Annotated in this window: 13 protein-coding genes; 7 read left to right on the top strand and 6 right to left on the bottom strand. The window is 73.0% G+C overall.

The features are described 5' to 3' along the window. Positions 1-74 precede the first annotated feature (74 nt). Together FHX45_RS24225 and FHX45_RS24220 are read right to left on the bottom strand one after the other, a co-directional pair. Positions 75-386 carry an AzlD domain-containing protein gene (locus tag FHX45_RS24225; RefSeq protein WP_167106342.1) on the bottom strand — a complete coding sequence of 104 codons (312 nt, stop codon included), beginning with the start codon at positions 384-386 and terminating at the stop codon, positions 75-77. After that, positions 383-1,045 (bottom strand): AzlC family ABC transporter permease, encoded by a 663-nt coding sequence (locus tag FHX45_RS24220; protein ID WP_167106340.1) that lies wholly within the window; start codon positions 1,043-1,045, stop codon positions 383-385. Before FHX45_RS24220 ends, FHX45_RS24225 begins: the two co-directional genes overlap by 4 nt. Before the next feature lie 70 nt (positions 1,046-1,115). Between FHX45_RS24220 and FHX45_RS24215 the strand changes: the two genes are divergently transcribed. Beyond that, the gene (locus tag FHX45_RS24215; RefSeq protein WP_167106338.1) at positions 1,116-1,673 is read left to right on the top strand and encodes a helix-turn-helix domain-containing protein; all 558 of its coding nucleotides are present in this window, start codon (positions 1,116-1,118) and stop codon (positions 1,671-1,673) included. Here FHX45_RS24215 and FHX45_RS24210 read toward each other — a convergent pair. Then, positions 1,670-2,425, bottom strand: a complete 756-nt coding sequence (locus FHX45_RS24210; protein WP_167106335.1) for a helix-turn-helix domain-containing protein — start codon at positions 2,423-2,425, stop codon at positions 1,670-1,672. The two genes, FHX45_RS24215 and FHX45_RS24210, sit on opposite strands and share 4 nt — an antisense overlap. Before the next feature lie 10 nt (positions 2,426-2,435). Between FHX45_RS24210 and FHX45_RS24205 the strand changes: the two genes are divergently transcribed. Next, a complete protein-coding gene (locus FHX45_RS24205) occupies positions 2,436-2,876 on the top strand; it encodes a VOC family protein (protein ID WP_167106332.1) in 441 nt (146 codons plus the stop codon). Here the strand turns inward: FHX45_RS24205 and FHX45_RS24200 are convergent. Continuing rightward, positions 2,873-3,667 carry a PIG-L family deacetylase gene (locus FHX45_RS24200; RefSeq protein ID WP_167106329.1) on the bottom strand — a complete coding sequence of 265 codons (795 nt, stop codon included), beginning with the start codon at positions 3,665-3,667 and terminating at the stop codon, positions 2,873-2,875. The two genes, FHX45_RS24205 and FHX45_RS24200, sit on opposite strands and share 4 nt — an antisense overlap. 80 nt (positions 3,668-3,747) lie before the next feature. On the opposite strand from FHX45_RS24200, the gene FHX45_RS24195 reads away from it, so the two are divergent. Together FHX45_RS24195 and FHX45_RS24190 are read left to right on the top strand one after the other, a co-directional pair. Continuing rightward, positions 3,748-4,818 carry a polyprenyl synthetase family protein gene (locus FHX45_RS24195; RefSeq protein ID WP_167106326.1) on the top strand — a complete coding sequence of 357 codons (1,071 nt, stop codon included), beginning with the start codon at positions 3,748-3,750 and terminating at the stop codon, positions 4,816-4,818. A gap of 108 nt (positions 4,819-4,926) precedes the next feature. Beyond that, positions 4,927-5,712 (top strand): LLM class F420-dependent oxidoreductase, encoded by a 786-nt coding sequence (locus FHX45_RS24190; RefSeq protein ID WP_167106323.1) that lies wholly within the window; start codon positions 4,927-4,929, stop codon positions 5,710-5,712. A gap of 79 nt (positions 5,713-5,791) precedes the next feature. On the opposite strand, the gene FHX45_RS24185 is transcribed toward FHX45_RS24190, so the two are convergent. Further along, positions 5,792-6,160, bottom strand: coding sequence for an Rv2175c family DNA-binding protein (locus FHX45_RS24185; protein ID WP_167106319.1), 369 nt, complete (start codon positions 6,158-6,160; stop codon positions 5,792-5,794). A 125-nt stretch (positions 6,161-6,285) separates the two neighbouring features. Between FHX45_RS24185 and pknB the strand changes: the two genes are divergently transcribed. From pknB to FHX45_RS24170, 3 genes are all read left to right on the top strand, one after another. Then, positions 6,286-8,313 carry a Stk1 family PASTA domain-containing Ser/Thr kinase gene (gene pknB / locus FHX45_RS24180; RefSeq protein WP_167106316.1) on the top strand — a complete coding sequence of 676 codons (2,028 nt, stop codon included), beginning with the start codon at positions 6,286-6,288 and terminating at the stop codon, positions 8,311-8,313. A 173-nt stretch (positions 8,314-8,486) separates the two neighbouring features. Then, positions 8,487-9,830: a wax ester/triacylglycerol synthase family O-acyltransferase gene (locus FHX45_RS24175; RefSeq protein WP_167106313.1), complete on the top strand. Its 1,344-nt coding sequence runs from the start codon at positions 8,487-8,489 to the stop codon at positions 9,828-9,830. A gap of 32 nt (positions 9,831-9,862) precedes the next feature. Beyond that, entirely contained in the window at positions 9,863-10,441 is a 579-nt protein-coding gene (locus FHX45_RS24170; RefSeq protein WP_167106310.1) for a 2'-5' RNA ligase family protein, read from the top strand. A 17-nt stretch (positions 10,442-10,458) separates the two neighbouring features. Here the strand turns inward: FHX45_RS24170 and FHX45_RS24165 are convergent, their stop codons facing one another. Then, positions 10,459-11,850, bottom strand: coding sequence for a class II 3-deoxy-7-phosphoheptulonate synthase (locus FHX45_RS24165; RefSeq protein WP_167106306.1), 1,392 nt, complete (start codon positions 11,848-11,850; stop codon positions 10,459-10,461). Positions 11,851-11,879 lie beyond the last annotated feature (29 nt).

The following is an 11,879-nucleotide window of genomic DNA, read 5'->3' as shown; positions in this document are numbered from 1 at the left end:
GGCACCTGTCTTCCCGGCACCTGTCGCGGACGAGCCAGAGCGCACGTTGCGGCTGGGGCCACCCGCGAGGCGGGTCAGGGCACGCCGGCCAGGCGCAGCAGCGCGGTGACCGCGGCGGCGACGACGACCACCACCAGGAACGGCGCCTTCCGCCAGGCCAGGACGCCGCCGACCGCGACACCGGCCGGACGGGCGAACCCGGCGAACGAGTGGCCCTGGGTCAGTGCCTGCGTCGCCACGACGGCGACCAGCAGGACGGCCGCCGCGATCGCCATCAGGTTCTGCACCTTGGGCGGGATCTGGATCCGGGCCTGCAATGCCGGCCCGGCGATCCGGAACGCGAAGGTGCCGACCGCGAGCACCGCGATCCCGATCAGGATGGTCATCGGCGCACCACCAGCACGAGCACCCCGGTGAGCGCGAGCAGCACCGGCAGACCCGCGGGCAGGAACGGCGTCACGGCGAGCGCGACCACCGCTCCGGCCAGCGCGGCCCGCCGGGTCCGGCTGTCTCGCAGCGACGGCAGCACCAGTGCGAGCAGCACGGCGGGGAACGCGGCGTCCAGGCCGAACGCGTCGGTGTCACCGATGACGGTGCCCGCGAAGGCGCCGACCACCACGCCGAGGTTCCAGCACACGAAGATGCAGACACCGCACGCCCAGTACGCCGTGCGGCGGCGCCCCGGATCCTCCTGGGCGAGGGCGAAGGCGACGTCCTCGTCGGTCAGGAGGTGGCTGCCGAGCACGCGTCCCCGGCCGCGGAGCACATCGCTGACCGCCATGCCGAACGGCAGGAGCCTGCTGTTGACCAGCAGACCGGCGACCGCCGCCGCGAACGGGCTGCCCCCGGCGGCCACCAGCCCGACGAACAGGAACTGGGCGGCCCCGGCGAACACCAGCAACGACATCACCACCGGGAGCCACGCGCCGAACCCGGATCCGGTGCTGATGGCGCCGTAGGACACGCCGACGACGCCGTCCGCCAGCGCCACCAGCGCCACGTCGCGCATCAGGCGACGGTCGAGTGTTCGGTAAATCGCACGCATCGCCTCTTATACTGAACAAGCAGGCAAGCGTTCGTCAAGGCGAACGACTGGACTTCTGGAGCGAACACGGATGGCTGATCGAAGTGCACCACTCGACGTCATCGCCGCTTCGCTGCGGCGCGAGCGCGCTCGCACCGGCCTGTCGCTGAGCGAGGTCGCCAAGCGGGCGGGTATCGCCAAGTCGACCTTGTCCCAGCTGGAGGCGGGCAGCGGCAACCCGAGCGTGGAGACGCTGTGGGCGCTCAGCCTCGTGCTCGACGTTCCGTTCGCGCGCCTGGTGCAGCCGGTGCGGCCCCAGGTGCGGGTCCTCCGGGCCGACGAGGGGCCCGCGTTCCGCTCGGAACGCTCGGACTACGTGGCGACGCTGGTGTCGTCCTGCCCGCCGCACGCCCGCCGGGACCTCTTCCGGGTCTGCGCCGAACCGGGCCCGCCGCGCCGCGCCGACCCGCACGCGCTCGGCGTGGTCGAGCACGTGGTGCTCTGCGCGGGCCGCGCGCTGGTCGGTGTGACCGACGACCCGGTCGAACTCGGCCCCGGCGACTACATCGTCTACCCCGGTGACGTCGCGCACATCTTCCAGGCCCTGGAGCCGGGCACCAGGGCGGTGCTCGTCTCCGAGCACAACTAGAACACCCGGAACACCGACGCTGCACCCGGGCCGTCCGGCGTGGCCCGCCCGTGCCGTTCCCGCGTCAGCACCGCGGGCGTCACCCCGGCCAGCTCGCGCGTCTCGCGCGTCAGGTGGGCCTGGTCGGCGTACCCGGCGGCCGCGGCGGCAACGGCCAGTGCACCGCCTGAGTCCGCGTGGCGCAGGAACCGCTGGAACCGCGCGACGCGCTGCAGCGCCTTCGGGCCGAGCCCGGCCTGCTCGGTGAACAGGCGGCGCAGCTGGCGTCCCGTCACACCCGCGCCGGCGGCGACCGAGTCGAGCGGGTCACCGCGCCAGATCCGGCGCACCGCGTGCCGCACGCGTGCATCGCCGGGCCGGGGCGTCAGCGCGGCGGGGAACTGGCCGCGCCACACCGAATCCGCGACCACGCGGGCCACGGCGTCGGGCAGCACCGCGGTCAACGGCACCACGGCATCCCGCACCTCGTGCCCGGGCAGGCCCAGCACCGCCGCGATCGCCTCCGGCCGCACCCGCAGCCCGCGCAGCTCCGCGCCGGCCGGCAGCCGGTGCACGGCGGGCGACAGCGTCGGCCCCACCAGGTACGCCGCCCCGGTGGACGCCACGATCAGGTCCGCCGCACCGTCCGGCACGACCCGCTGCAGGTGCTCACCGGCGGTCCGCTGCGCCCACCAGCAGCGCACCACCCCGGAGGCCGGCCATTCCCGGTAGGCGTCCGTTTCGTTCAAGCCCGCGCCGGGCTCCCCTGGCATGCTGCCGAGTATGGAACAGAGCGTGCAGATCATCACCGTGGCCACCCGGGACACCGACGTGGCCCGCGAGTTCTACGTGACCGGGCTGGGCTGGAAACCGCTGCTGGATGTCCCCGGCGAGATCCTGTTCTTCCAGGTGGCACCCGGCGTCGCGCTCGGCCTGTTCGACGCGGTGAAGTTCGCCGAGGATCTCGGCGGCGCGGCCGTGACCGGTCCGGCCGGGCTGACGTTGTCCTACAACCGGGACAGCCCCGCGGAGGTCGACCAGTGCCTCGCCGACGCCGCCGCGGCCGGCGCGGAGATCGTGAAACCCGGGCAGCGGGCCGCGTTCGGCGGCTACCACGGCCACTTCCGCGACCCGAACGGGCTGATCTGGGAGATCGCGCACAACTCCGGCTGGTCGGTGGAGCCGGACGGCCAGGTGCGGATCGGGCTGATCGAGGAAGGCTAAAGCCCGGCCATCAGGTCGGTCTCGGTGATGCCCGGTCCCTGTCCCGCGCGGATGAACCACTCGGTGCCGAAGGTGTAGGCGAAGGCGTCCGCCGGCATCGCCAGGAACAGCGACTGCTCGCTGATCTGGCTGGCGTGCGCGCGCATCGCCGCGCGCTTGGCGTGAAGCCACGGCCGCACGTCGACGGCGGCGGTGATCTCCGCGGCCGGCTTGCCCAGTTCGGCGAGGCCGTCGATACCGGGGATCCGCACCCCGGTCCCGGCGGCCTGCGCCGCGAACAGCTCGAGCCCGGCACGCATGTAGTCGCGGTTGCCCGTGCTCTGGTACACCCGCGGCGTCCCGGCGAGCTCGGCCGCGCGCATCCCGGCGCGGTGCACCTGGATGTGGTCGGGATGCCCGTACGTGCCGTAGTCGTCGTAGACGGTCAGCACGTCGGCGTCCTCCTCGCGCAGGATCGCCGCGAGCTTCGCCGCCGCCTCCTCGACCGGCGCCCGCCAGAAGGAGCCGGGCAGGTCGTTCTCCGGCGTACCCATCATCCCGGAATCGCCGTACCCGAGGAATTCCAGCCGTTGCACGCCGAGGATCCCGGCCGCGGCGCGGGTCTCCTCGACCCGGCGCTGCCACAGCGGTTCACCGTCGGCGAGGAACCCGGGCGGGACCTCGCCGTGTTCGCCGCGGGTCGCGACGACGAGCACCACGCGGTGGCCGTCGTCGGCGGCCTTGCGCATGATCCCGCCGCACGCGATGCACTCGTCGTCCGGATGGGCGTGAAACGTCACCAGGGTGGCCACGCCGGCGAGCCTACGGGCACCGGTCACATCGCGTGCACCCCTGGCGAGCGCGCCCGGCGGCCGTCCCCGACGATAGGCTCATGGACTTCGACGCCAACCTGCCCCAGCACCTGGAACGCCACCTGTCCGCGTTCCTGACCGAGGCGGGCGCGGACATCCGGGCCGGGGAGCCCGCGTTCGGCTCCGGCGTCGACGCCCTCACCCGCTTCGTGCTCGGCGGCGGCAAGCGGCTGCGTCCCACGTTCGCGTGGTGGGCCTGGCGCGGCGCGGGCGGCGACCCGGACGGCCCGGACACCGAGGGCGTGCTGCGGGCCGTGGCCAGCCTGGAGCTGGTGCAGGCGTGCGCGCTGATCCACGACGACCTGATCGACTCCTCCGACTCCCGCCGCGGCCGGCCGACCGTGCACGTCTCGCACGCCCGCGAGCACCGGGCCCACGGCTGGCTCGGCGCGCCGGAAGCGTTCGGCATGGCCGCCGCCGTCCTCCTCGGTGACCTGGCGCTGGCCTGGGCCGACGACATGTACACCGGCGCCCCGCTGCCGCCCGCGACGCTGGCGGCCGCCCACCCGGCGTGGCGCGCGATGCGCACCGAGGTACTGGCCGGCCAGTACCTGGACGTGCGCACGCAAGCCGTCGGCGACACCACGCCGGAGGCGGCGCTGCGCGTGTGCCGCCTCAAGACGGCCGCCTACACGGTGCAGCGCCCGTTGCACCTGGGCGCCGCGCTCGCCGGCGCGGACGAGGCGCGGATCGCGGCTCTGCACGGGTTCGGCGGCGACCTGGGTGTCGCCTTCCAGCTGCGCGACGACCTGCTGGGGGTTTTCGGCGATCCCTCGGTCACCGGGAAACCCGCGGGTGACGACCTGCGCGAGGGCAAGCGCACCCTGCTCGTCGCGCTGGGCCTGCAGATGGCGGGGGACCCGGAGCAGCGCAAGCTCATCGCCGACGCGATCGGCGCCGATCTCGCCGAGGACGAGGTGGACACCGTGCGCCGCACCCTGACCGAGGTCGGCGCGGTCGAGGCGGTGGAGGCGCGGATCACGGCGCTCACCTCCACGGCGCTGACCGCCCTGGAACGCGCCCGCCTGGCCGAACCCGCCGCCGCGCGGCTGGCGGCGCTGGCCGAGACCGCCACGCAGCGAGTGTCCTGAGTGGTACACAGTGGACATCCACCTGGAGTGTGATCCAGGTGCGAGCCATGGCGGGCAACCAGTTCCGGCCTGCTGCGAGGCCCGCGCACCGGTGGCTAGGCTGACGGCATGAGCGACACCACCAAGCCGATCCGGATCGGGCTGCAGCTCCAGCCGCAGCACGCCGACTACCCGACCATCCGCGACACCGCCTCCGCCGCCGAGGACCTCGGCGCGGACGTGCTGTTCAACTGGGATCACTTCTTCCCCTTGACCGGCGACCCCGACGGCCTGCACTTCGAGTGCTGGACCATGCTCGCCGCCTGGGCGGAGCAGACCTCCCGGGTGGAGATCGGCGCGCTGGTCACCTGCAACAGCTACCGCAACCCCGAGCTGCTCGCCGACATGGCCCGCACGGTCGACCACATCAGCGACGGCCGGCTGATCCTCGGCATCGGCTCCGGCTGGTTCGAGAAGGACTACGACGAGTACGGCTACGAGTTCGGCACCGCCGGCGGACGGCTGGACAACCTCGCGGAGTCGCTGCCGCGCATCGAGTCCCGCCTGGGCAAGCTGAACCCGGCGCCCACCCGGGACATCCCGGTGCTCATCGGCGGCGGCGGGGAGAAGAAGACCCTCCGGCTGGTCGCGAAGCACGCCGATATCTGGCACAGCTTCGGCGACCTGGAGACCATCGAGCGCAAGACCGGCATCCTCCGCCAGCACTGCGCGGACGTGGGCCGCGACGCGGCGGAGATCGAGATCTCCACCGCGGTGCACAGCGAGCCGGACGAGCTGGGCCCGAAGCTGCGGGAGCTGGGCGTCAGCCTGTTCACCGTCGCGGCGAGCGGCCCGGACTACGACCTGGACCTGCTGAAGAAGTGGATCGCCTGGCGCGACGAGCAGAACGGCTGAGTCACCGGTGTGCGGGGCGGGGCGGCACCCGCCCGCCCCGCATCCCACCGGAACTCCCCCGGACGCTGCTAGAACGCCGCTAGAACGCCATTGCCTGGGCCCGGCGCTTCACCTCCGTGCCGTGGTTGGTGCGCAGGGCGTTGATCGGGGTGCTGCCGGGCAGGGTCTCGTCCGAGGTGTAGAGCCACCGCAGCATCTCGGTCCGGCTGAACCCGGCGTCGGCCAGCACCGTCAGCAGGCCGGTCAGGCCCTTCACGGTCTGACCGCCGACGAGGAAGTCGGCCGGGACGACCAGGTCGCCGCCGCGGCGCACCGCGAGCAGCTGACCGTCCCGCAGCAGCTGCCGGACCTTGTTGACCGACAGCCCGATTTCCTGGGCCACTTCCGCCAGCGGCAGCACGGCCACGTCGGCGTCGAGAACGTCATCAGCGACTGGGATCGCACTCACGCAAGACAGGGTGCCACATCTGGCCTGGTTGTCCGCAATGTAGCGCGAACGGCGTAACGAAACCTCAACTCCGGCGGTCCGGGGCGGGTCCGGCGGCTCCGCCGGTGTCCGTACGATCGGCAACCGTGACGAGCACGGACACCAGCCTGGCCGGAACGCTCCTGGAGCGGCGCTACCGGGTCGACGGCCTCCTCGCCCGCGGCGGCATGTCGGCGGTTTACCGTGGGTCGGACACGAGGCTGGACCGCCCGGTCGCCATCAAGATCATGGATCCGCGCTTCGCCGACGACCGGTCGTTCGTCGAGCGGTTCGAGCGCGAGGCGCGGCTCGCCGCGAAGCTGCACCACCCGAACGTGGTCACCGTGCACGACCAGGGCGTGGACATCGCGGGCGACCGGTCGCACGTGTTCCTCGTGATGGAGCTGGTCGACGGCGGCACGCTGCGCGACCTGCTGGACCAGCGGGGCACGCTGGACGTGCCGCTGGCGCTGAGCGTCGCCGAGCAGATGCTGTCCGCGCTGGCCGCGGCGCACCAGGCCGGGCTCGTGCACCGGGACGTGAAGCCGGAGAACGTGCTCATCGGGCAGACCGGGCATCCCCCGAGCGGGGTGGTCAAGGTCGCCGATTTCGGGCTCGTGCGCGCCGTGGCGAGCGCGGGTACCACCAGCTCCAGCATCATCCTCGGCACCGTCGCCTACCTGGCGCCCGAGCAGGTCACCACCGGCGCGGCCGGTGAGCGCGGCGACGTCTACTCGGCCGGCATCGTGCTCTACGAGATGCTGACCGGGCAGGCCCCCTACACCGGTGATACGGCCATCTCGGTCGCCTACCGGCACGTGAACGACGACGTGCCGGCGCCCAGCACGGTGCAGCCCGGCATCCCCGCCGCGCTCGACGACCTGGTGCTGCGCGCGACGCGCCGCGATCCCGGGGCCCGTCCCGCGGACGCCGCCGCGTTCCTGCAGGAGCTGCGGCACGTGCGGGCCGCCCTGGGCCTCGCCCCGGCGCCGATCCCGGTGCTGCCGCCCAAACCGGTGCCCGCCCCGGCCCCGAATCCCGGCCCGAACCCCGACCCGGACCGGACCGTTCCGGCGTTCTCCCCGGTGACCACCGCGAACCCGGTCGCCGGCCCGCGCGGCACCCGCGCCATGGTCCGGCCGCAGAGCACACCCGGGCCCCCGTCTGCACCACCGCCACCACTGTCACCAGTGTCACCACCGCCACCGCTGCCGGAGGAGGAGCGGCCCGCGGTGGTCCGGCGCCGTCCGGTCGTGCTGTGGGCCGTGCTCGCCGCACTGGTGTTGGCGCTGGCAGGCGGCGGGATCTGGTGGTTCACCGTCGGTCAGGACGCGGCCGCGACGGTCGCGGTCCCGTCGGTGGCCGGGCTGGACCAGGCCGCGGCGGAGAAGACCATGCAGGACGCCGGGCTGTCGGTCACCGTGGTGCGGCAGCGGCACGACACCGTCCCGGCCGGCAAGGCGATCGGCAGCGATCCGGCGGCCGGCGCGTCGGCGAAGAAGGGCACGACGGTCGTCGTGCAGCTGTCCTCGGGCCGCCCGACCGTGCCCGACGTCCGCCCCGGAATCGATCTGGCGCAGGCGGAGGCGGCCATCCGGGACGCGGGACTGACGCCACAGCGTGAGCCGGGCTCCGACGCCTACAGCTCGTCGGTGCCGGCCGGGAAGGTGCTCGCGATCAACCCGGGCCCCGGCACGCCACTGCCGATCGGCACGACGGTGAAGATCGGCGTGTCCAAGGGCGCGCCGCCCACCCCGGTACCCGCGGTCGCCGGAATGAGCCGCGACGACGCGTTCCAGCGGCTGCGCAACGCCGGGTTCGAGCCCTACGACGCCGGCGGTGAGTTCTCCGAGAACGTGCCGGGCGGCAGCGTCACCCGCACCACTCCGGCGGCCGGCACCGCCGTCGACGCCCAGGGCAGCAAGCGGGTCGGGGTCTACGTCTCGACCGCGGTGGAGGTCCCGTCCGTGGTCGGACGCCCGGTGCCGGACGCGATCCGGCTGCTCGGCGACGCCGGGTTGCAGGCCGACGTCGAAGGCCGCACCCGCAATTTCTCGATCGTCGTCGGGCAGGATCCCGAACCCGGCGACCGGGTCGAACGCGGCAAGAAGGTGAAACTGGAAGTATTTCCGTGATCGAATAGCGGATCAGATCCTTTTCACGTCCGCGTCCACAAAGGACCAATACCCCGTTCGAGTGAGAAATCGGAACAGTTAGCGCTGCCGAAACAAATGGACTACCGTTTCGACACGTCCGTTTGCTCGAGTAGCAGGCAAATTCCGTTGTCACCGACGTAGAGGGGTCGTCCATGGCGCGCCGTCAGCTCAGTGGGCTGGACGTGGCTTTCCTTTGCCTGGAAGGGGAATCCACCCCCATGCACATGGGGGCGGCGGTGATCTTCCGGCCGGGCGCACCGATCGACCCGCAGGCCGTGGCCGGGTTGCTCGCCGCCCGCGCGCGGCGCATCCCCCGGCTGCGGCAGCGCGTCCGCCCGACGCTGTTCCCGCCGGGCGGCGCCACTTGGGCCGACGACCCGGACTTCGACCCGCACCGGCACATCCGAGTGCACCGGCTCGCCGGGTTCTGCGCCGACGACCCGCTGGCGGCGCACGCCGCCGAGTGGATCGAACAGCCACTGCCCATGGACCGGCCACTGTGGGACCTGGAAGTCGTCACCGGACTCGGCGACGACCGGTACGCGTTGCTGCTCAAGCTCCACCACGCGTTCACCGACGGGGCCGGAGCGTTCGCCGTGGCCGCCGGGCTGCTGGACGAGCTGCCGATCACCCGGATGTTCGCCGACACCCACAACGCAGCCACCCACAGCGCCGACACCCGCCGGGCCGGGCCGCGCCCGCCGCTGGAGGCGCTGCGCGACGGGGTGACCGCCGCGATCACGCAGGCCGGTGAGAACGCGGCGATCGCGTCCGCGGTCCTGCGCGCCGCGCGGCCGTACCCGTTGTCGCCGCTGAGCGCGCCCGGCTCGGCCGGACGGCGGCTCGGGTTCGTCCGGTTGCCGGTCGCCGACGTCCGCGCCATCCGCGCCGCCCACGGCGGCACCCCCAACGACGTGGTCCTGGCGGTGCTGACGGGTGCGCTGCGCGAGTGGATGATCAACCGCGGGCAGCGCCCGGACGCGTGCCCGCTGCGGGCGCTGATCCCGGTCAGCATGCGGGGCCGGGACGGCGGCTGGGGCGCGAACCAGCTGTCCGGCTACCTGTGCGACCTGCCGGTCCGCCTGGACGACCCGGTGCGGCGGCTGCGCGAGATCCGCCGGTCGATGAACCGGAACAAGGCCGCGGGGCCCCAGCGCGGAGCCGGCGCGCTGCCGGTGCTGGCCGACCGGCTGCCGCCCGGGCTGCACCGGTTGACGGCGAAGATGGCCGGCCGGGCGGCGGGCGTCCTGTTCGACACCGTGATCACGAACGTGCCGCTGCCGAAACTGGACCTGTCCCTGGACGGTGCGCCGTTGTGCGAGGTCTACCCGTTCGTGCCGCTGGCGCCGCGGCACGCGGTCGGCATCGCGGCGGCCACGTACGGCGATCACGTCCACATCGGACTCCAGATGAACGCCGACGCGGTGCCGGACGCGGGGTCGCTCCAGGACGCGGTGCTGAAGTCCGCCGCTGCGCTGTACGAGCGGTCGATCTGACGATCGCCGGGGCCGTCAGTCATGATGAAGCCATGCCGGTCCCCGACGCGCAGTGGCTCCGCCGTGCCACGCAGAGTGCCATCGTCGTCCCCGTGCCCGAGACCGACCACCTGGTCACCCGGCACCGGCGCAGCGTGCCCGCGCACGTGACGGTGCTCTACCCGTTCGTGCCGCCCCAGGACATCGACGCGCGGACGGTGGCCGACCTGGAGGCCGCGTTGATCGGGATCGAGGCGTTCGACTGCGCGTTTTCGCAGGTCGGCTGGTTCGGGTCGGAGGTGGTGTGGCTGGCGCCGGAACCGGATGCGCACTTCCGGGCGCTGACCAGGGCGGTGTGCGAGCGGTTCCCGGGCCACCGGCCCTACGACGGCCGGCACCCGGACACGGTGCCCCACCTGACCGTGGCGGACCACCGCACGGGCGACGCGCACACCCGCCGCCGGGCGGCCGAGGACGCCGCGGCGGTCCTCCCGATCCACGCGCGGATCGACCGGGTACGGCTGGTCGCGGGCGACGACGAGCACGGCCCGTGGCGCACGGTCACCGAGTTCGCGCTGCCCGCACCCGCGGACAGCCCACGGGAAGCGGCGGCGGACACCTTCGCCGTCTGACCCGGCCGCTGACCGGGTCAGCCCCGCAGCATCTCCGCGACCAGGAAGGCCAGCTCCAGCGACTGCTGCGTGTTCAGCCGCGGATCGCAGGCGGTCTCGTACCGCCCGGCGAGGTCGGAGTCGGAGATCTCCTGCGCCCCGCCCAGGCACTCGGTGACGTCCTCGCCGGTCAGCTCGACGTGGATGCCACCGGGGTAGCTGCCCAGTTTGTGGTGCACCTCGAAAAAGCCCTGGACCTCGTCGATGATGCGGTCGAAGTGGCGCGTCTTGTAGCCGGTGGACGACTCGTGGGTGTTGCCGTGCATCGGGTCGCACTGCCAGATCACCTTGTGCCCGGTGGCCTCGACCTTCTCCACGATGTGCGGCAGCACCTCGCGGACCTTGCCGTTGCCCATGCGGGAGATCAGGGTGACGCGGCCCGGCTCGTTGCGCGGGTCGAGCCGTTCGACGTACTCGACGGCCTGCTCCGGGGTGGTGGTCGGGCCGATCTTGACGCCGATCGGGTTGGCCAGCAGCTCCGCCAGCGCGATGTGAGCGCCGTCGAGCTGGCGGGTGCGCTCGCCGATCCACAGGAAGTGCGACGACAGGTTGTACAGCTTCGGGTTGGCCGCGTTGGCGTTGTCCATGCGCAGCATGGCGCGCTCGTAGTCGAGCAGCAGGGCCTCGTGGCTGGCGAAGATCTCGGTGGAGTGCAGCGAGGTGTCGGTGACGCCGCACGCCGACATGAACCGCAGGCCGCGATCGATCTCCCCGGCCAGTGCCTCGTAGCGCTCGCCGGCGGGCGAGGTGCGCACGAAGTCCTTGTTCCAGTCGTGCACCTGCGCCAGGTCGGCCATGCCGGCGCCGGTCAGGGCGCGGACCAGGTTCATGGCCGCACCGGAGTTGGCGTAGGCGCGGATCATCCGGCCCGGGTCGGGCACGCGCAGCTCGGGCTTGGCGACGAGCGAGTTGACGATGTCGCCGCGGTAGACCGGCAGGCCGAGCGCGTCGGTGGCGTTGGAGCGGGGCTTGGCGTACTGCCCGGCGATGCGGCCGACCTTGACCACGGGCAGGCTGGCGCCGTAGGTCAGGACCACGGCCATCTGCAGCAGGGTGCGCAGGTTGGCGCGGATGTGCGGTTCGGTGTTGGACTCGAACGTCTCGGCGCAGTCGCCGCCCTGGAGCAGGAACGCCTCGCCGCGCGCCACCATCGCCAGGCGGCTCTGCAGCCGGTCGATCTCGGCGGGCACCGTGATCGGCGGCACGGCCTCGAGCAGGTGCCGGACCCGGGAGACCGCGTCGGCGTCCGGCCACTCCGGCTGCTGCGCCGCCGGGCGGGACAGGGCGTCGTCCAGGCTGGCACGCAGTTCCGGCGGCAGGGGCGGCAGCGCGGGAAGGGTGTCGACGGGCACGTCCACGGTCCAGTTCACCACCCCAGGATATGGGGTGGACCGCGGAG

It is taken from the genome of Amycolatopsis granulosa, from assembly GCF_011758745.1.
In the GTDB taxonomy this organism is placed as follows: Bacteria; Actinomycetota; Actinomycetes; order Mycobacteriales; family Pseudonocardiaceae; genus Amycolatopsis_E; species Amycolatopsis_E granulosa.
The sequence above is the reverse complement of the archived record's forward strand: the minus strand, read 5'-3'. Positions and strand labels throughout refer to the sequence as shown.

Bases quoted from the DNA above. Each gene is read 5' to 3' on its own strand.
- FHX45_RS24225 (WP_167106342.1), bottom strand. From the start codon at position 386: ATGACCATCCTGATCGGGATCGCGGTGCTCGCGGTCGGCACCTTCGCG.
- FHX45_RS24220 (WP_167106340.1), bottom strand. From the start codon at position 1,045: ATGCGTGCGATTTACCGAACACTCGACCGTCGCCTGATGCGCGACGTG.
- FHX45_RS24215 (WP_167106338.1), top strand. From the start codon at position 1,116: ATGGCTGATCGAAGTGCACCACTCGACGTCATCGCCGCTTCGCTGCGG.
- FHX45_RS24210 (WP_167106335.1), bottom strand. From the start codon at position 2,425: ATGCCAGGGGAGCCCGGCGCGGGCTTGAACGAAACGGACGCCTACCGG.
- FHX45_RS24205 (WP_167106332.1), top strand. From the start codon at position 2,436: ATGGAACAGAGCGTGCAGATCATCACCGTGGCCACCCGGGACACCGAC.
- FHX45_RS24195 (WP_167106326.1), top strand. From the start codon at position 3,748: ATGGACTTCGACGCCAACCTGCCCCAGCACCTGGAACGCCACCTGTCC.
- FHX45_RS24190 (WP_167106323.1), top strand. From the start codon at position 4,927: ATGAGCGACACCACCAAGCCGATCCGGATCGGGCTGCAGCTCCAGCCG.
- FHX45_RS24175 (WP_167106313.1), top strand. From the start codon at position 8,487: ATGGCGCGCCGTCAGCTCAGTGGGCTGGACGTGGCTTTCCTTTGCCTG.
- FHX45_RS24170 (WP_167106310.1), top strand. From the start codon at position 9,863: ATGCCGGTCCCCGACGCGCAGTGGCTCCGCCGTGCCACGCAGAGTGCC.